The sequence below is a fragment of the Micromonospora sp. NPDC050795 genome (assembly GCF_044456785.1).
Classification (GTDB): domain Bacteria; phylum Actinomycetota; class Actinomycetes; order Mycobacteriales; family Micromonosporaceae; genus Micromonospora.
Window position 1 is genome coordinate 52,107 of record NZ_JBITGE010000034.1, and the last position, 16,575, is coordinate 68,681.

A 16,575-nucleotide genomic window follows, 5' to 3' on the forward strand; every position below is an offset into this window, starting at 1 on the left:
CGCCGCCGACCGGCGGACTTCTCAGGCGATGGTAGGGCTGCGCCGTTCCAACAGAATGACGTCGCGCCAGCGTCCGTGGTGACGACCAACCCGCTCACGGACGCCGATGACCCGGAATCCGACCCGCTGGTGCAGCGCCAGGCTGGCGGTGTTCTCCGGGAAGACCCCGGACTGGATCGTCCAGACCCCGGCGGCCTCGGCGGAGGTGATCAACGCGTCCAGCAGCAGTCGGGCGATGCCACGGCCCTGGGCGGCCGGGTCGACGTACACGGAGTGCTCCACCACACCGGCGTACACCGCGCGGGTCGAGGTCGGCGAGACGGCGACCCAGCCAAGCACCGTTCCACCCGGGTCGACGGCCACGAACCGGTGCCCGCCCAGCCGGGCGGTGCTGAACGCCGCCCAGCCCGGCGCGGTGACCTCGAAACTGGCGTCACCGGTGTCCAGGCCGGCCTGGTAGATCGCCAGGACCCGGTCGGCGTCTGCGTCAGTCATGGGCCGCACGGTGATGTCGACCATCAGCACGTTCCTTCCGGACGGGCCACTTCCCTGATCAGGTGATGAGAAGTCGCTGTCGAGGTCGTCTCCAAGCTACTTTTCATCACCTGATCATGGGAAGCGCAGGGACCGAGGTCGTCAGAAGTCGTCGTCGAAGGCGACGGTGCCGGTCACCCCGACCTGGTACGCCGACACCCGCCGCTCGAAGAAGTTGGACAGCTCCTGCACGTCCTGCAACTCCATGAAGCCGAACGGGTTGCTCGACCCGTAGTGCGGCGCGAGGCCGAGCTGGGCGAGGCGGCGGTCGGCGACGTGCTGGAGGTACTCCCGCATGTCGGCCAATGTCAGACCGGGCACGCCGCGGCCCACCAGGTCCTCGGCGAACTGCACCTCACACTCCACCGCCTCGGTGAGCATCCGGCGAACCTGGTCGGCGAGGTCGTCGTCGAACAGGTCCGGCTCCTCGGCGCGAACGGTGTCGACGACGTCGAACGCGAACGCCATGTGCATGGACTCGTCGCGGAACACCCAGTTGGTGCCCGAGGCGAGGCCGTGCAGCAGGCCACGGGAGCGCAGGAAGTAGACGTAGGCGAACGCGCCGTAGAAGAACAACCCCTCGATGCAGGCGGCGAAGCAGATGAGGTTGAGCAGGAACGTGCGCCGGTCCTCGCGGGACCGCAGCTCCCGCAGGTCGCTGAGAGAGTCGATCCACCGGAAGCAGAATTCGGCCTTACGACGGATCGAGGGGATGTTCTCGATGGCCGCGAAGGCCTCGAAGCGCTCCGTCTCGTCGGGAACGTACGTGTCGAGCAGGTTGAGATAGAACTGGACGTGCACGGCCTCCTCGAACAGTTGGCGGGACAGGTAGAGGCGACCCTCCGGGCTGTTGACGTGCTGGTAGAGGTTGAGCACCAGGTTGTTGGCGACGATCGTGTCACCGGTGGCGAAGAACGCCACCAGGCGGCTGACCAGGTGCCGTTCGGCCGGCGACAACCTGTCCAGGTCGGCGAGGTCGGCGTGCAGGTCGACCTCCTCGACGGTCCAGGTGTTGCGGATGGCGTCGCGGAACCGGTCGAAGAAGTGCGGGTAACGCATCGGGCGGAGAGTGAGGTCCATCCCGGGGTCGAGCAGCATGTGCGTGGTCCTCGTGTCGGTGGTGCTGGCGTCGGTCGTGGCGGCGTCGGCGACGGTCACTGGCAGGCCTCGCACGACTCGGGGTTCTCCAGCGAGCAGGCCAGCGCGTCGGCGTCGAGGGCCACGGATGCGAGAGCCACAGGCGCGACGGGTGCGACGGCGCTGACGGTGGCCTGCTGGATCCGCGTCGCGGGGCGCGAGCGCAGGTAGTACGTGGTCTTCAGCCCGGCCTTCCAGGCGTAGAGGTACATCGAGGAGAGCTTGCCGATGGTCGGCGCGGCCAGGAACAGGTTCAGCGACTGGGACTGGTCGATGAACGGGGCGCGGGCGGCGGCCAGGTCGATCAGCGCCCGCTGCGGCAGCTCCCACGCGGTGCGGAACAGTTCCCGTACGCCGACCGGCAACTCGGCGATGTCCTGCACCGACCCCTCCGCCCGCTTGATCGCCGAACGGATCCGCTCGGTCCACAGACCGCGGGCCTTCAGCTCGCGTACCAGAGCGGTGTTGACCTGGAGGAACTCCCCCGACAGGGTCTCGCGCTTGAACAGGTTGGACACCTGCGGCTCGATGCACTCGTAGCACCCGGCGATCGAGGCGATGGTGGCGGTCGGCGCGACCGCCACCAGCAGCGAGTTGCGCAGCCCGTACGCCTCGACCCGCTCGCGCAGCGCGTCCCACCGCGCGGTCTGCGTACCCTCGACACCCCACAGGTCGGGCTGGAGCTGGCCCCGCGCGGCTCGGGTCTGCGGGTACGCCGGATGCGCGCCGAAGTCGCGCGCCAGGTCGGCGGAGGTCTCCAGCGCGGTCAGGTACAGCTCCTCGCTGATCCGGGTGGACAGCTCGCGGGCGGCCGGCGAGTCGAACGGCAGCCGCAGCGCGAAGAAGGCGTCCTGCAGGCCCATCAGCCCGAGCCCGACCGGCCGCCAGCGGGGGTTGCTCGCCGCCGCCTGCGCGGTCGGGTAGTAGTTGATGTCGATGACCCGGTCGAGGAAGGTCACCGCGGTCCGCACCGTGGCGCGCAGCCGCTCCCAGTCGATGCCATCGGCGCTGAGGTGGGCGGCGAGGTTCACCGAGCCGAGGTTGCACACGGCGGTCTCGGCGTCACTGGACACCTCGACGATCTCGGTGCAGAGGTTGGACAGGTGCACCACGTTGCCCGGCTCGGCGGTCTGGTTGCAGAGCCGGTTCGACGCGTCTTTGAAGGTCATCCAGCCGTTGCCGGTCTGGGCGAGGGTCCGCATCATCTTCCCGTACAGCTCCCGCGCCGGGACCTGCCGCACGTAGCGACCCTGCGCCTCGGCCTGCCGGTACGCGGCGTCGAACCGCTCCCCCCACAGGTCGGGCAGCTCGGGCACCTCGTGCGGGTCGAACAGCGACCACAGCTCGTCGGCCTCGACCCGGCGCATGAACTCGTCCGGCACCCAGTTGGCCAGGTTCAGGTTGTGGGTGCGCCGGGCGTCCTCGCCGGTGTTGTCCCGCAGTTGCAGGAACTCCTCGATGTCCGGGTGCCACGGCTCCAGGTAGACGCAGGCCGCGCCCTTGCGTCGGCCACCCTGGTTGACCGCGGCGACGCTCGCGTCCAGCGTGCGTAGCCACGGCACGATCCCGTTGGACTGCCCGTTCGTGCCCCGGATCAGCGCGCCCCGGGAGCGGACCCGGGAGTACGCGATGCCGATGCCCCCGGCGAACTTGGACAGGCTGGCGACCTGGGCGTACCGGGCGTAGATCGAGTCCAGCTCGTCGAGCGGGGAGTCGACCAGGTAGCAGGAGGACATCTGGGTGTGCCGGGTGCCGGAGTTGAACAGGGTCGGTGAGCTGGGCAGGTAGGCCAGGCTGGACATCAGCCGGTAGAAGTCGACCGCCTCGTCCGCCGTCCGGGACAGGCCGCAGGCCACCCGCAGCAGCCAGTACTGCGGGGTCTCCAGCACCAGTCGGCTGGTGGGGTGGCGCAACAGGTAGCGGTCGTACACCGTGCGCAGGCCGAAATACTCGAACCGGCGGTCGCCGTCCCGGTCGATGGCGTGGTCGAGCGTCGCGGCGTGTGCGGCGACGAACGCGGCGGTGTCGTCACCGATCAGGCCCTCGGCGTGGCCGACCCGGATCGCCGCGCTGAACGAGGTGATGCCCTGTCGACGCACCTCCTTGTCGACGTAGCCGGCCAGCAGCCGCGCGGCCAGACGCGAGTACTGCGGCTCCTCACCGATCATCTCGGCGGCGGTCTGGATGGACAGCCGGTCGAGTTCGGCAGTGGTCGCGCCGTCGTAGAGGCCGCTGATGGTGCGGGTAGCCACCCGCAACGGGTCGATGTCGGTCAGGTCGTCGGCCCACCGCTCGACCGCCCGGACGATCTTGTTCACGTCCACGGGTTCGGTGCCGCCGTCGCGCTTGCGGACCCGCATCGGCGTCCGCCGCACTGTCGCGTCGCCGCTGGCCGGGACTACCTCGGTGACTGTCACCACTCGCTCCTCGGAGTTCGAGACCTGGTGGCCCGGACGCGAGGAGACAGACACCGACGGACGCCACGCCGGCACGGGCGTGGGTCAGGTGGCGTCAGCCGTCCCACGCGGCCTCGGACCGCCGCCCACCCGGGTGCGGGTACGCGGCGCGCTGGCAGGTCTTCGGACTCGCGGGCACGACCGGGCTCGCCGGTCTCCTACTGGCCGTCGCTTCCCAGGCCGAATGGTGGCCCAGTGCTGATGACGGCTGTCGTTCCCACTCACCGCTGCGGGACAGTCCCGGATTTCCACCGGGTTCCCTGTTGCCTCGACCGCACTGGATGAGCGGCCGAACCAGCTGCGCTCGACACCATATATAGGGACGCAGTCGTTGTCACACCCCACATGTCGGTCTCGGGCGTGTCGACGGCGATGCGGTGACCACCGTCACCAACCCCGGGAGCACACTGCGGCCGACCGACGCCAGGCACCGGAGACGGGGCTCTGCGCACGGGTGTCGACATTCGACAAAGATTTGACGTATCGAGGCCACTGCACGGGAGACCAGGCCCATACGTCACCGTCGATACCTCGCGGCGAGCCGGAACATCCAATCTCCGGAGTCCGCCGCGCGCGTCACCTTGGCCCGCCAACCGGCATGATCGGAGCCAAGGCGGCTCAACCCGAGAGGGCAAACATCATATGTCTGCACGTCCGAAGTGATCGACAACGTTGACGCGCTGGAGCAGCCCTCCGTATACTCCCAGTGATCATCTGATCTTTAGCCTAGCCGGGCGAGGAGCGCATGCCGCAGATCACTGCCGTCACCGTCGAAGACGTCCGCTTCCCCACCTCCCTGACCGCTGACGGGTCAGACGCCATGAACAAGGACGGCGACTACTCGGCGGCCTACGTCGTTCTGCACACCGACGGCGTCGACGGCGTGGGCGCGCCCCTCGCCGGGCATGGCCTGACCTTCACCATCGGCCGAGGCAACGACATCGTCGCGGCGGCGGCAGTCCACCAGGCACAGCTCCTCGTGGGCCAGGACGTGGCAACGATGGCGGCGGACATGGGCGCGGTCTACCGCCTGCTCACCTCCGACTCGCAACTGCGGTGGCTCGGCCCCGAGAAGGGCGTCGTCCACCTGTCCCTCGCCGCCGTGTTGAACGCGTCGTGGGACCTGGTCGCCCGGGTCGCCGACAAACCGCTGTGGCGGCTGCTCGTCGACATGACCCCCGAGCAACTCGTCGACATCGCGGACCTGCGCTACCTGTCCGACGCGCTGACCCGCGACGAGGCACTGGCCATCCTGCGGGCCAAGGAGAGCACGAAGGCCGCCCGCCTCGCCGAGCTCGACCGGACCGGCTACCCCGCCTACACCACCTCGGCGGGCTGGCTCGGCTACGGCGACGACAAGCTGCGCCGACTGTGCCAGGAGGCGGTCGACACCGGCTATGGCTACGTCAAACTCAAGGTGGGCGCCAACCTCGACGACGACATCCGCCGATGCGCCATCGCACGGGAGATCCTCGGGCCGGACCGCAACCTGATGATCGACGCCAACCAGGTGTGGGACGTCGGTCAGGCCATCGAGTGGGTCACCGCCCTCGCCCGCTTCAAACCACTGTGGATCGAGGAGCCGACCAGCCCCGACGACATCCTGGGCCACGCGGCCGTCCGCCGCGCCGTCGCTCCGATCGGCGTCGCCACCGGCGAACACTGCCACAACCGGGTGATGTTCAAGCAGCTCTTCCAGGCCGAGGCCATCGACTTCTGCCAGCTCGACACCGGCAGGTTGGCCAGCATCAACGAGATCGTCGCCGTGCTGCTTCTCGCCGCGAAGTTCGACGTTTCGGTGTGCCCGCACGCCGGCGGTGTCGGGCTGTGCGAGATGGTCCAACACGTGTCCGTGCTCGACTACGTCGCGATCTCGGGGGACCTCACCGACCGGGTCACCGAGTTCGTCGACCACCTGCACGAGCACTTCACCGATCCCTGCATCATCCGCGACACCGGTTCCGGCAGCGGATACGTCCTGCCCAGCCAGCCCGGCTACTCCACCCGGATGCGTCAGGAGTCGGTGGCGCTCTACCGGTTCCCCGACGGCCACTACTGGGCGGCGACAGACCCGACTACCGTGTCATCTCCGGAGGCGGCGTACGTGATCGCGGGTGGGAAGGCCACCCCCGCCGGCCGTTAGGGGGGACATGTCACGCACCGACGAAGTGGTCAACGGCATCAAACGGATGATCCTCGAAGGGCAGTTCCGGCCCGGGGACCGGTTGCCCATCGAGAAGGACCTCGCCGAGCAGCTCGGCGTCTCGCGAGGTTCCCTGCGCGAGGGGATGTCGGCCCTGTCGATCCTGGGGATCGTCAACATCCGTCAGGGCGACGGCACCTACGTCACCAACCTCGACGCGCCTCAACTGCTGGCCCCGATGAATTTCGTGGTGGACTTCCAGGGCCAGGGCGACCCTCGGCACATCCACACCGTCCGCCGGCTGCTGGAGTGCGAGGCCGCCTGCCTGGCGGCGACCAGGATCACCGACGAGGCTCTGGCCCAGGCGGGTGACCTGCTCGACGAGGCGGCCCGGTTGGTCGGCCAGTCACCGCCGGACCACGAGCGGATCATGGAGATCGACATCGCCTTCCACCGGATCATCGCGGTGCACGCCGAGAATCCGGTGCTCGTCGGTCTGATCGAAGCCTTCGCCGGGCGCACCATCCGTGGCCGGCTCTGGCGGAGTCTGCACGAGGAGGGCGCGGACCTGCGCACCCATGACGAGCGCGTGGCGATCCTGAAGGCCCTCGTGGCACGCGACCCGGAGCGGGCGCGCACGCGGATGGCCAACCACCTGATCGGTGTGGAGGAGTCGTTGCAGGGGTTACCCGACGACGCTGACGCCAGCATCGAGACGGCCCGGTCGTGACCGGCCCTCACGGTTGCACGTCGAGCAGCCCCTCGTCGTACAACGCCGTCCAGAGCTGATCCGGGACGTCGACACCGGACCGATGGAGGGTCTCGGTCACCTGGACGTCGTCGCGCATGCCGACAACGGTCGAGACCACGGCCGGGTGACGGCGGACGAACGCCAACGCCGCCTGGGGCAGCGTGACGCCGTACGTCTGACAGACCCGCGCTATCCGGCGGGCGTGGTCGATCACCTCTGCCTGCGCCTGCTGGTAGTCGTAGACGGCGTCGGTCGGCGGCATGTCCCGGGCCAGCAGCCCGGAGTTGTAGACGCCGGCGACCACCACACCGACGTGGCGGGCCTGCGCGACGGGCAGCAGGTCGGTCAGCGCGCCCTGTTCCAACAGGGTGTACCGGCCGGCGCACATCACCACGTCCACGTCGGTCTCCGCCACGAAGCGGGCCAGCATCGCCGACTGGTTCATTCCCGCCCCGACGGCGCCGATCACGCCCTGTTCCCGCAGCTCCACGAGGGCCGGGATCGCCTCGTTCGCGGCCTGCTGCCAGTGCTCGTCGGGGTCGTGCAGATACACCACGTCGATCCGGTCCAGGCCGGTGCGCCGAAGGCTCGCCTCCAGTGAACGGCGGACGCCGTCGCGGCTGAAGTCCCAGACCCGGCGGTGATCGGCGGGGACGTCGAACCCCTCCGGATCCCGCTGGTGCGCCGTCTCCGGTGACGGCACGAGCAGCCGGCCGACCTTCGTCGACACCACGTACTCGGCGCGGGGGCGGGAGCGCAGGGCCGCGCCCAGGCGTCGTTCGGACAGGCCCAGCCCGTAGTGCGGTGCGGTGTCGAAGTATCGGATGCCGCCTGCCCACGCGGTGTCCACGGCGGCGGCGAACTGCTCGTCGGAGGTCGCCCGGTAGAGATTGCCGCCCTGGGAGGCGCCGAAGCCCAGTGGGCTCAGCCGCAGCGGCGGTGCAGCGCCGCCGCGGCTCGTCGGACCCGCGGGACCGCGGGCACCTCCCTGGACGGCGGCCGTCACCGCTCGTCCCGACCCACGCTGGTGCTGCCGGTCATCGCGGCGACCAGATCGTCGGTGGTGGCCTCGTCGGCGCGGAGCTGGGCCGCGCGCCGGCCGAGGCGCAGCACCTCGACCCGGTCGGCGATCTCGAGGACCTGCGGCATGTTGTGGCTCACCAGCACCACCGACATGCCGGCGTCGCGGGCCCGCCGGACGACGTCGAGCACCCGCCCGGTCTGGACCACCCCCAGGGCCGCGGTGGGTTCGTCGAGGATGACCACGTTGGTCGCCCAGATGATGGCCCGGGCCACCGCCACGCACTGCCGCTGCCCACCGGACAGCATCGCGATGGGGGTGGTGACCCGGGGGATCCGTACGCCCAGTTCGTCGAGCGCCGCGGCGGCGCCGTGGCGCATGGCGCGTTTGTCCAGCAGCCCGAGCCGGCCGAGTGGTCCGGAGCGCAGGATCTCCCGGCCGAGATACAGGTTGGCGGCCACGCTGAGGTCGTCGGCGACGGCGAGGTCCTGGTAGACGGTCTCCACCCCGGCCCGTCGGGCGTCGACGGGGGTGGAGAACTGGACCGGACGGCCGCCGACCCGGATCTCGCCCTCGTCCGGCGGGTGCACACCGGACAGGGTCTTGATCAGGGTGCTCTTGCCGGCGCCGTTGTCGCCGATCAGCGCGACGACCTCACCGCGGCGGACCGTGAAGTCGGCGCTGCGCAACGCCTCGACGTGCCCGAACCGCTTGACGATGCCTCGGGCTTCGAGGACCGGCGGCTCCGCCTCGGTGGTTTGCTGGTCGCTGGTCGGGGTGGCCGTGGGGTTCACACCCATCACTGCACCGGCGGGTTGGCGCAGCTGGGCTCGAGCACCGCCTTGATCTCCGCCGAGTCGATGTTCTCCTTGGTGACGAAGGTGACGCCGGTGTCGGCCGATGCCAGCGGCGCCTTGTCCCGAAGGTGCTTGACCATCTTGTCGACGCCGAAGTAGCCCATCTTGAACGGGTTCTGCACGACCAGCGCCGAGATCTGGCCGCTGCGCACCCCGGCGATCTCGTCCGGGGCGGCGTCCCACCCGATGATGACCACCTTGCCGGACTTGCCGGCGGCCTGGATGGCCTGCGCGGCGCCGAGCACGCTCGGCTCGTTGGCCGCGAAGACACCCTTCAGGTTGGGGTTGGCACGGAGGATGTTCTCGGTGACCCGTCGGGCCTCGTTGACGTCGCTCTTGCTCGGCTGTTGGCCGACCAGCTTCAGGTTGGGGTACTGGGCGAGGCCGGCCTTGAAGCCGTCGACCCGCTCGGTGTTGGTCTGCGATCCGGGCTGGAACTCGACGAGCGCCACCTCGTGGTTGCCGGGGCCGAGTTCGGTGGCGAGCAGCTTCGCCGCCTCGGTCGCCGACGCACGGTTGTCGGTGGCGAAGAGGGGCACGTTCGACGGCTGCGGGCTGGTGCCAGAATCGATCATGGCGACCGGGATGTTGGCGCTGAGTGCCTTGTCGGTCGCCGGTGCCAGCGCGCTGGAGTCGGTCGCCGCGTAGACGATGCCGTCGACCTTCTTGGTGACGAAGTTCTGGATCAGGTTGACCTGGCCCTCGACGTCGGTCTCGGCGGTCACCCCGTCCCACTGGACGGTGACGTCCCCCGCGCGCTGCGCGGCGCACTCGGCGCCCGCCTTGACGGTGTTCCAGTAGTCGGCGCCGACCGCCTTGGGTACGACGGCGAGCTTCAACGGGCCGCTCGCGTCCTTGGTCGCGCTGTCGCCGCCGGCGTCACGGACCTCGACCCCGCCGCAGGCGCTGAGCAGGGCGGTCGCCGCGGCCGCGGCCAGGATCGCCTGCGCGCGCAGGAGTCGTCCTCGCGTCCGCCGGCTGGTGGTGGTGTGTGCCATGGTGTGTGTCCTTCCTCGTTCGGACTCTCGGAATGGCATGTCAACCCCGTGATTCCAGCCGCCGGCGGCGGTACTGGTCGAAGTAGACGGCGGCCCAGATGATCACGCCGACGATCACCTGCTGGTAGTGGATGCTGATGTCGAGCAGGACGGCGCCGTTGCGGACCAGGGCGATGAGGAACGCGCCGATGATGGTCCCGACGATGCGGCCCTGCCCGCCGAACAGGCTGGCTCCGCCGATGACGGCGGCGGCGATGACGTCGAGTTCCAGTGAGATCCCGTAGTTGGGCTGGCCCGAGTTGACCCGGGACGCGGCGATCATGCCGCCCAGCCCGACCAGCACGCCGGCCAGCACGTACACCCCGGTCAGGTGCCGCCCGACCCGGATGCCGGAGCGGCGGGCCGCCTCCAGATTGGAGCCCATGGCGTAGGTGTACTGACCGAAGCGGGTCTGGGAGAGCAGGAAGGCGACCCCGACGGCGACCAGGACGGTGATCACCACGGCGAACGGGATGCCGAGAATCTGCCCGTTGCCGAGCAGTTGGAAGGACCGGGGCAGGCCGTAGACGCCGACCGCGCCGGTGATGATGAAGACCAGGCCTCGGCCCACGGACATGGTCCCCAACGTCGCGATGAACGGCGGAATCCGGGCCACCGTCACCAGCAGCCCGTTCAACAGTCCGGCCAGCGCGCCGACGCCGATCGCGACCGCGGTCGCCGCCCAGAGCGAGAAGCCGAGGTCGCGCACGACCATCGCGCCCAACACGCCGGCGAGCGCGGCGACCGACCCCACGGACAGGTCGATGCCCTTCGTGATGATGACCATCGTCTGGGCGGTGGCGATGATGGCGATCACCGCCGTCTGGGCCCCGATGTTGAAGAGGTTGTCCGCTGTCAGGAAGTAGGGACTCGCGAAGGTCAAGGCGATGAACAGGACGACCAACGCGGTCGCGGCGGTGAACTCGGAGACGGCGTGCGAGATCCGTTCCCGGAACCAGTCGCTGAGTTCGCCGCGCTGCGTGCCGGCGGTTGCCTCGGCGCTACTCATCGTCGGACCTGACCTCCCCAAGCGTGGCGCCGGCGTCCGACGGGGACCCGCCGACGAGCCGAACGTCTGTGAGCGACCGACCCCGCTCGGCGGGCGGTGCGGCGAGGTGCCCGCGCCACCCTGGAGATAGGTCAGATGTTTCCCGCGATCAGGCGTTACCTTGCCACGCATTCACGTATGTTGCCAAGGTTTTGCGCGCATGTTTTGCCATCGTTGCCTGTGCCACCGCAGCCATACGTCTGACCAAATCGACACCTGCTGCCACCATCAGCATTTTATCGACAACATCCTATGTTCCGAGGCCGAAAGGTGCTGCCGCCTCAGGACGGGGCCAGCCGGTAGACACGGCCGGCGGTCCGGCGCCAGATCGCGGCCCGCTCGTCGTCGGACAGCGGGTCCAGCAGGTCACCGAGGACGGCGACCCAGCGGGTGTACGAGGTGGCGAGCAGGCACACCGGCCAGTCCGAGCCGAACATCAGCCGATCCGGCCCGAACACGTCGAGGGCGTGCTCGACCGCGGGCCGCAGGTCGGCCGCGGTCCAGGACCCACCGTCCACTTCGGTCACCAGGCCGGAGAGCTTCGCCGTGGTGTTGGGCTCGGCCGCGAGCGCCCGCAGGTCGCGCTGCCAGTTACCGAGATCGGCGCGTCCGAGCGGGGGCTTGCCGAGGTGGTCCAGGACGAACCGCACCTCGGGCAGGTCGCGGACGAGCCGGACGGCCGCCGGCAGCTGACGGTGGCGCACCAGGAGGTCGAAGACGAGACCCGCGGCACCGACCGCGGCGATGCCGCGCCGCACCTCGGGGCGATCGAGATAGGTCGGGTCGGGTTCGGACTGGACCAGGTGCCGGATCCCGACCAGCCGTTCCCCGCCGCGCGCCCCGCGTAGTCGGGCGAGGCGACGGTCGACATCGGCGGCGGTGAGGTCGACCCAGCCGACGACCCCGGCGACGAGCGGGTCGTCGGCCGCGATGCCCAGCAACTCGGGCGTCTCCGACCGAACGGCGACGGACTGGACGACCACGGTCTGCGTGACCCCTGCGGCCCGGGTCGCCGGAGCGAGCTCGACCGGTGTGAAGTCGTCGTCGATCGCGGCCATGGTGTGCGGGTCGATCCAGGGCTGTGGGTGCCGCGCCCGGACCCAGAGGTGATGGTGCGCGTCGACGATGCCCGCTCGTCGCGCGACCTCGCCGGTCGTCACCGGACCCGTCCCTGGCGCGTTCTCGTCCACCGCACACCCCGCCCCGCCGCTGATCGAACCCTCCGGGTCAACCCGGAGCCACGGAGCCGATCTGGCAGATTGACCATGTTAGCGGTAACAGCCTGTTGTCGAGTCCCGAACGCGCACCACGACCGGCCTCCGTCAGTGTCGCCTTTTGGTCTGACGAATCCACCGGGAGCCGCGGCTGGTCCGCCTCGCCGACGAACCGGTGTACGGACGCGTCCGGGGCACGGGGTCCGGGTTGACCGCCTGCGGCGGCACCGATACCGTCGACGCACTATCTGCGGCGACGCGAGGGAAGCCGGTGTGAATCCGGCGCGGTCGCGCCACTGTGAGCGGTCCCAGTCACCATCGGGGTCCGCGAGCCAGGACGCTCGGTCGTCCGCAGCCTTGCGATGGGGACGCGTCATCCCTGGGGAGGTTCGTGTATTCATGTCTAGCTCCGCTACCAGCCAGCCGGTGGTGCACCCCGCCGGCAGTACCCGTCTCTTGTGGACCGCTCTGGCGACCGTTGCCGCGCTCGCCCTGCTGACGTATCTCGTCGCCTTCGACCAGGGGGCGGTGTCGCGCAGTGGGATGTACCTGCACGAGCTGATGCACGACGGCCGGCACCTGCTGGGCGTCCCGTGCCACTGACCACCACCAGCACTCCCCCGTTCCTCGCCGTCCTCGTCCGCGGGCTGCTGGCCGGCCTGATCGCCGGCCTGCTGGCCGGGGCGTTCGCGTACGTCGCCGGCGAACCGCACGTCGAGGCGGCCATCGCCATCGAGGAGGCGGCGACGCACGTCGAGCCTGCCGCTGGCGCGCACGATCACGAGGACGCGCTGGTCAGCCGGACGGGTCAGCGCGGCGGCCTGTTCCTGGCCACCGCCCTGTTCGGGGCCGCGATGGGTGGCCTACTGGCCACGGCGTACGTCCTGCTGGCCCGGCGGCGGCGCGGCGACGACGACGGGCGGTGGGGTCTCCTGCTGGCCGGCGCGGCGCTGCTCGGTGCGGTGATCGTGCCGTTCCTCAAGTACCCGGCGAACCCACCGGCGGTCGGCGACCCGGCCACCATCAACCAACGGACCGTCACCTACCTGTTGATGGTGGTGCTCGGGCTGGTGGCCGTGTGGGCCGGCTCGCTGGGCTACCGGTCGGTCGGTGCCCACGCACCGACGTGGCTTCGCGCCGCCGCGGCGGTGGGCGGGTTCCTCCTGGTCACGGCAGTGTCGTACGTGGTCATGCCGTCCTTCCAGGAGGTTCCGGCGGACTTCCCGGCAACCCTGCTGTGGAGTTTCCGGCTGGCCTCGCTCGGCACCCAGGTCGTGCTCTGGACCGGCATCGGCCTGCTGTTCGCGGCTCTGATGCACCACGAGCGGCGTCGCCGGGCCGGCACCGCGCTGCCGGGCACGTGACCGGCACCAGCCTTCGGCTGGTCGCCCACGGTCACACCGCCGCGCTGCGCCGGGCCCGCTTCGGCGGTGCCGACGACGGCCTGGACGAGGGTGGCCTGCGTGCCGCGCTCGCCCAGGCCCACGCGGGTGCAGACCGGCGTTGGCCCCTCGGGGCGAACGCCACCTGCCTGTCCAGCCCGGCGGTGGCCGCCCGACAGACCGCCGACGCCTTCGGCCTGCTGCCGACGGTCGAGACCGCGTTGGCCGACTGTGACTACGGGGACTGGTCCGGGCGGTCGCTTGAGGAGGTCGCCGAATCGCAGCCGCAGGCGCTGCACGACTGGTTGTCCGCCCCGGACTGCGCGCCGCACGGCGGTGAATCCGTCACGGCCGTACGGGATCGGGTCGGCGGCTGGCTGGACGAGCAGCACCGGGCCGGTGGACGAGTCATCGCGGTCACCCACCCCCTGGTGATCCGGGTCGCGGTGGTGCACGCCCTCGGCCTTCCGATGGCGACGTACCGGCAGGTGGACGTCGAGCCGTTGGCTGTCGTCCGGCTCACCAGCCAGGGTGCGCGCTGGCACCTTCGACTGGGCGGGTAGCGAAGCAGGTCGAGGTCACACCGAACGGCGCGGGCCGTGCCCACTCCTGGTGGGCACGGCCTGCGTCTGTCAGCCGGTTGCTCAGTGCTGCCGGTTGGCCAGGTGCAGCTCGACCGGCTCGGGCGGGAGGTCGTCGACACCGGCGGCGACGGCCTGTTCGTGGCGGCGGCGCGCCGAGGGCAGGGCGAGTGCCGCGAAGACGGCCAGGACCGCGACGCCCGCGCACACCCAGAAGCCGGCGGTGAACGCCGTGTCGGTGGGTAGCCCCTGTGGAGTGCTGTTCGAGGTGATGACGGCCGCCACGACCGCCGCGCCGATGCTGCTGCCGATGGTGCGGGCGATGGTGTTGACGCCGCTCGCCTCGCCGGTCTGCCCGGCCGGGACGCTCTCGATGATGGCGTTGGACATCGCCGCGAACGCCAGGCCGATGCCGGCGCCGGTGAGCACCCCGGAGAGCAGCGCCTGCCAGGTCGCGCCGTGCGCGAGCGCCGGCAGCGCGAACGCGACGACGACCGCGACCGTGCCGAGAAACATCGGCACCTTGGGGCCGAAGCGACGGTCCAGCAGACCCGCGAGGGGGCCGAAGACCACCATCATGAGGACGGTGGGCAGCAGGAACAGGCCCGCCTGGGACACCGTCTTGCCGAACCCGTACCCGGTGGCCGCGGGAAGTTGCAGCAGGGTCGGTACCAGCACGAACGTCCCGAACATCGCGAAACCGAGGATCAGGGCGACGAGGTCGGTGGCCCAGACACCGCGGATCCGCATCAGGCGCATGTCGATGAGCGGCTCGCGTACCCGCAGCTCGACCCGGACGAACACCACCATCGCGACCACGCCGAGCAGGAACAGGCCGATGGTCTTCGGCTCGGTCCAGCCCCAGCCCTGCCCCTTGCTCACGGCCAGCAGCAACGAGACCAGCGACACCGACAGGATGGCGGCGCCGAGCATGTCGAGCCGTCCGGGCGTGCGGACCCGCGACTCGGGCATCCCGAAGATGGTTCCGAGCAGCGCGACGACGACGAGGACCAGTGGCAGCCAGAACAGCCAGTGCCACGACAGGTGCTCCACGATCGGGCCCGCGGCCACGATGCCGACACCGGCGCCGACCCCGAAGATCGCTGACAGCAGGCCGACGGTGACGCCGACCTTCTCCCGGGGCAGTTGGTCGCGGACGATGCCGATCGACAGCGGCAGGATCGCTCCGGCGGCTCCCTGGAGCGCCCGCGCGACGATCAGCACGGTCAGGTTGGGGGCCAGAGCGGCGAGCAGTGTGCCCGCGGCGAGGGCCGCGAGGACGCCGATGAGGACCCGGCGCTTGCCGACCATGTCACCGAGACGTCCGAGGATGGGCGTCAACACCGAGGCGGCCAACAGGTACGCCGTGAGCACCCAGCTGATGTCTCCGGTCGAGACGCCCAGGTCCCTTCCGATGGTCGACAGCGCGGGCGCCACCAGCGACTGGAGCACTGCGAACGCGAGGCCGCCCAGCGACAGGTACAGCACCAGGAGGCTGCTGTTGGCGCGCGGGGCGGCGCCGGACGCGGAGTCGAGGTCCGTCGACTCCTCGATGGTGTGGGTCATGAGATCCCCGAACTAGATGTAAACGTTTGCTGACTTAGCCAGTATGCGCAGCCCGGGACTCATGTCAACAGTCGTTTACGTCACCCTCGGGTCGCGCCGGACCTTGCGGTCGACAGAAAGTCAACATATGTTTACTTGCTGGCCCGCACCGAGCAGCGGATGGACGGCAACTCACCGATTCCGCGCCAGAGCGACAGGAAGGACGCGTCGTGACAGCAGAACCGCCTGTCCCCGCGACCGGCAACACCGCCGGCGAACCGGCCCAGCGTCGCCGTCGGGACGCGGCCGAGACCCGGCAGTTGCTGCTCGACGCCGCCCGTCAACGCTTCGCCCGGGACGGCTACGCGGCCACCACCGTCCGGGACATCGCCGACGACGCGGGCGTCAACGTGGCGCTCATCAGCCGCTACTTCACGTCCAAGGAAGGCCTGTTCGAGGCGTGCCTGCGTGCCGCTGGCGACGAACTGGGCCGAACCACCGGTCAGACGCCCGCCGACCGGGTGCCCGAAGCCATCGCCCGGCACATCGCCGGCCTCGGCGCGGCGGGACTGTCGAGCCAGCTCGCACTGCTGTTGCGGTCGTCGGGGGACGCGGAGGCCGACGAGATCCGGCGTGGCGTGCTGGTCCGTTCCAGCGAACAACTGGCAGCGGCTCGCGGGTGGCGTCCCGGCGAGCCGGACAGCCAACAGCTCCTGCTCCGCGCCCAGATGGCCCTCGCCGCCGGCATCGGAGTCGCGGTGCTGCGCTCGTCGATCCGGCTGGAACCGCTGAGTTCAGCCACCGAACATGACCTGGTCGGGCCGCTGCGCGACCTGGTCGACGCGCTGCTGCCACCGCACTGAGCGCTG

General features: G+C 70.2%; 15 protein-coding genes and 2 riboswitches. Of the genes, 6 read left to right on the forward strand and 9 right to left on the reverse strand.

What is annotated here, in order from left to right; translation table 11 throughout:
* Window positions 1–21: 21 nt before the first annotated feature.
* From ACIBEF_RS25945 to ACIBEF_RS25955, 3 genes are all read right to left on the reverse strand, one after another.
* Window positions 22–519 (reverse strand): GNAT family N-acetyltransferase, encoded by a 498-nt coding sequence (locus ACIBEF_RS25945; RefSeq protein WP_396795729.1) that lies wholly within the window; start codon window positions 517–519, stop codon window positions 22–24.
* Between the two features lie 117 nt (window positions 520–636).
* Window positions 637–1,632 carry a ribonucleotide-diphosphate reductase subunit beta gene (locus ACIBEF_RS25950; RefSeq protein WP_396795748.1) on the reverse strand — a complete coding sequence of 332 codons (996 nt, stop codon included), beginning with the start codon at window positions 1,630–1,632 and terminating at the stop codon, window positions 637–639.
* A 56-nt stretch (window positions 1,633–1,688) separates the two neighbouring features.
* Window positions 1,689–4,031, reverse strand: a complete 2,343-nt coding sequence (locus ACIBEF_RS25955; RefSeq protein WP_396795749.1) for a ribonucleoside-diphosphate reductase subunit alpha — start codon at window positions 4,029–4,031, stop codon at window positions 1,689–1,691.
* A 192-nt stretch (window positions 4,032–4,223) separates the two neighbouring features.
* Window positions 4,224–4,441, reverse strand: a riboswitch (cobalamin riboswitch).
* A gap of 431 nt (window positions 4,442–4,872) precedes the next feature.
* Here ACIBEF_RS25955 and ACIBEF_RS25960 point away from each other — a divergent pair.
* Together ACIBEF_RS25960 and ACIBEF_RS25965 are read left to right on the forward strand one after the other, a co-directional pair.
* Entirely contained in the window at window positions 4,873–6,270 is a 1,398-nt protein-coding gene (locus ACIBEF_RS25960) for an enolase C-terminal domain-like protein (protein WP_396795730.1), read from the forward strand.
* 7 nt (window positions 6,271–6,277) lie between these two features.
* A complete protein-coding gene (locus ACIBEF_RS25965; RefSeq protein WP_396795731.1) occupies window positions 6,278–7,000 on the forward strand; it encodes a FadR/GntR family transcriptional regulator in 723 nt (240 codons plus the stop codon).
* 7 nt (window positions 7,001–7,007) lie between these two features.
* On the opposite strand, the gene ACIBEF_RS25970 is transcribed toward ACIBEF_RS25965, so the two are convergent.
* From ACIBEF_RS25970 to ACIBEF_RS25990, 5 genes are all read right to left on the reverse strand, one after another.
* Window positions 7,008–8,027: an aldo/keto reductase gene (locus tag ACIBEF_RS25970; protein ID WP_396795732.1), complete on the reverse strand. Its 1,020-nt coding sequence runs from the start codon at window positions 8,025–8,027 to the stop codon at window positions 7,008–7,010.
* On the reverse strand, window positions 8,024–8,842 hold the full coding sequence (locus tag ACIBEF_RS25975; protein ID WP_396795733.1) for an ATP-binding cassette domain-containing protein: 819 nt from the start codon (window positions 8,840–8,842) through the stop codon (window positions 8,024–8,026). Before ACIBEF_RS25975 ends, ACIBEF_RS25970 begins: the two co-directional genes overlap by 4 nt.
* The gene (locus ACIBEF_RS25980; protein WP_396795734.1) at window positions 8,842–9,897 is read right to left on the reverse strand and encodes an ABC transporter substrate-binding protein; all 1,056 of its coding nucleotides are present in this window, start codon (window positions 9,895–9,897) and stop codon (window positions 8,842–8,844) included. Before ACIBEF_RS25980 ends, ACIBEF_RS25975 begins: the two co-directional genes overlap by 1 nt.
* 40 nt (window positions 9,898–9,937) lie before the next feature.
* Window positions 9,938–10,945 carry an ABC transporter permease gene (locus tag ACIBEF_RS25985; protein WP_091406814.1) on the reverse strand — a complete coding sequence of 336 codons (1,008 nt, stop codon included), beginning with the start codon at window positions 10,943–10,945 and terminating at the stop codon, window positions 9,938–9,940.
* Window positions 10,946–11,265: 320 nt separating this feature from the next.
* Complete coding sequence (locus ACIBEF_RS25990) at window positions 11,266–12,144, reverse strand: amidohydrolase family protein (protein WP_396795735.1); 879 nt, start codon at window positions 12,142–12,144, stop codon at window positions 11,266–11,268.
* A 317-nt stretch (window positions 12,145–12,461) separates the two neighbouring features.
* Window positions 12,462–12,539: riboswitch (cobalamin riboswitch) on the forward strand.
* Window positions 12,540–12,597: 58 nt separating this feature from the next.
* Here ACIBEF_RS25990 and ACIBEF_RS25995 point away from each other — a divergent pair.
* From ACIBEF_RS25995 to ACIBEF_RS26005, 3 genes are read left to right on the forward strand one after another with little or no spacing between them, the layout of a single operon-like run.
* On the forward strand, window positions 12,598–12,801 hold the full coding sequence (locus tag ACIBEF_RS25995) for a CbtB domain-containing protein (RefSeq protein ID WP_396795737.1): 204 nt from the start codon (window positions 12,598–12,600) through the stop codon (window positions 12,799–12,801).
* Window positions 12,792–13,562, forward strand: a complete 771-nt coding sequence (locus ACIBEF_RS26000; RefSeq protein ID WP_396795738.1) for a CbtA family protein — start codon at window positions 12,792–12,794, stop codon at window positions 13,560–13,562. Before ACIBEF_RS25995 ends, ACIBEF_RS26000 begins: the two co-directional genes overlap by 10 nt.
* Window positions 13,559–14,143: a histidine phosphatase family protein gene (locus ACIBEF_RS26005; protein ID WP_396795739.1), complete on the forward strand. Its 585-nt coding sequence runs from the start codon at window positions 13,559–13,561 to the stop codon at window positions 14,141–14,143. The genes ACIBEF_RS26000 and ACIBEF_RS26005 overlap by 4 nt, the downstream gene beginning before the upstream one ends.
* An 81-nt stretch (window positions 14,144–14,224) precedes the next feature.
* On the opposite strand, the gene ACIBEF_RS26010 is transcribed toward ACIBEF_RS26005, so the two are convergent.
* Window positions 14,225–15,727 carry an MFS transporter gene (locus ACIBEF_RS26010; protein ID WP_396795740.1) on the reverse strand — a complete coding sequence of 501 codons (1,503 nt, stop codon included), beginning with the start codon at window positions 15,725–15,727 and terminating at the stop codon, window positions 14,225–14,227.
* A gap of 209 nt (window positions 15,728–15,936) precedes the next feature.
* Here ACIBEF_RS26010 and ACIBEF_RS26015 point away from each other — a divergent pair, with 209 nt between their 5' ends.
* The gene (locus ACIBEF_RS26015) at window positions 15,937–16,569 is read left to right on the forward strand and encodes a TetR family transcriptional regulator (RefSeq protein WP_396795741.1); all 633 of its coding nucleotides are present in this window, start codon (window positions 15,937–15,939) and stop codon (window positions 16,567–16,569) included.
* Window positions 16,570–16,575: the final 6 nt, after the last annotated feature.

Excerpts from the sequence above, each read along its gene's own strand:
- ACIBEF_RS25955 (WP_396795749.1), bottom strand. The coding sequence starts at position 4,031 with ATGCGGGTCCGCAAGCGCGACGGCGGCACCGAACCCGTGGACGTGAAC.
- ACIBEF_RS25995 (WP_396795737.1), top strand. The coding sequence starts at position 12,598 with ATGTCTAGCTCCGCTACCAGCCAGCCGGTGGTGCACCCCGCCGGCAGT.
- ACIBEF_RS25980 (WP_396795734.1), bottom strand. The coding sequence starts at position 9,897 with ATGGCACACACCACCACCAGCCGGCGGACGCGAGGACGACTCCTGCGC.
- ACIBEF_RS25960 (WP_396795730.1), top strand. The coding sequence starts at position 4,873 with ATGCCGCAGATCACTGCCGTCACCGTCGAAGACGTCCGCTTCCCCACC.
- ACIBEF_RS25975 (WP_396795733.1), bottom strand. The coding sequence starts at position 8,842 with ATGGGTGTGAACCCCACGGCCACCCCGACCAGCGACCAGCAAACCACC.
- ACIBEF_RS25985 (WP_091406814.1), bottom strand. The coding sequence starts at position 10,945 with ATGAGTAGCGCCGAGGCAACCGCCGGCACGCAGCGCGGCGAACTCAGC.
- ACIBEF_RS25965 (WP_396795731.1), top strand. The coding sequence starts at position 6,278 with ATGTCACGCACCGACGAAGTGGTCAACGGCATCAAACGGATGATCCTC.
- ACIBEF_RS25950 (WP_396795748.1), bottom strand. The coding sequence starts at position 1,632 with ATGCTGCTCGACCCCGGGATGGACCTCACTCTCCGCCCGATGCGTTAC.
- ACIBEF_RS26010 (WP_396795740.1), bottom strand. The coding sequence starts at position 15,727 with ATGACCCACACCATCGAGGAGTCGACGGACCTCGACTCCGCGTCCGGC.
- ACIBEF_RS25945 (WP_396795729.1), bottom strand. The coding sequence starts at position 519 with ATGGTCGACATCACCGTGCGGCCCATGACTGACGCAGACGCCGACCGG.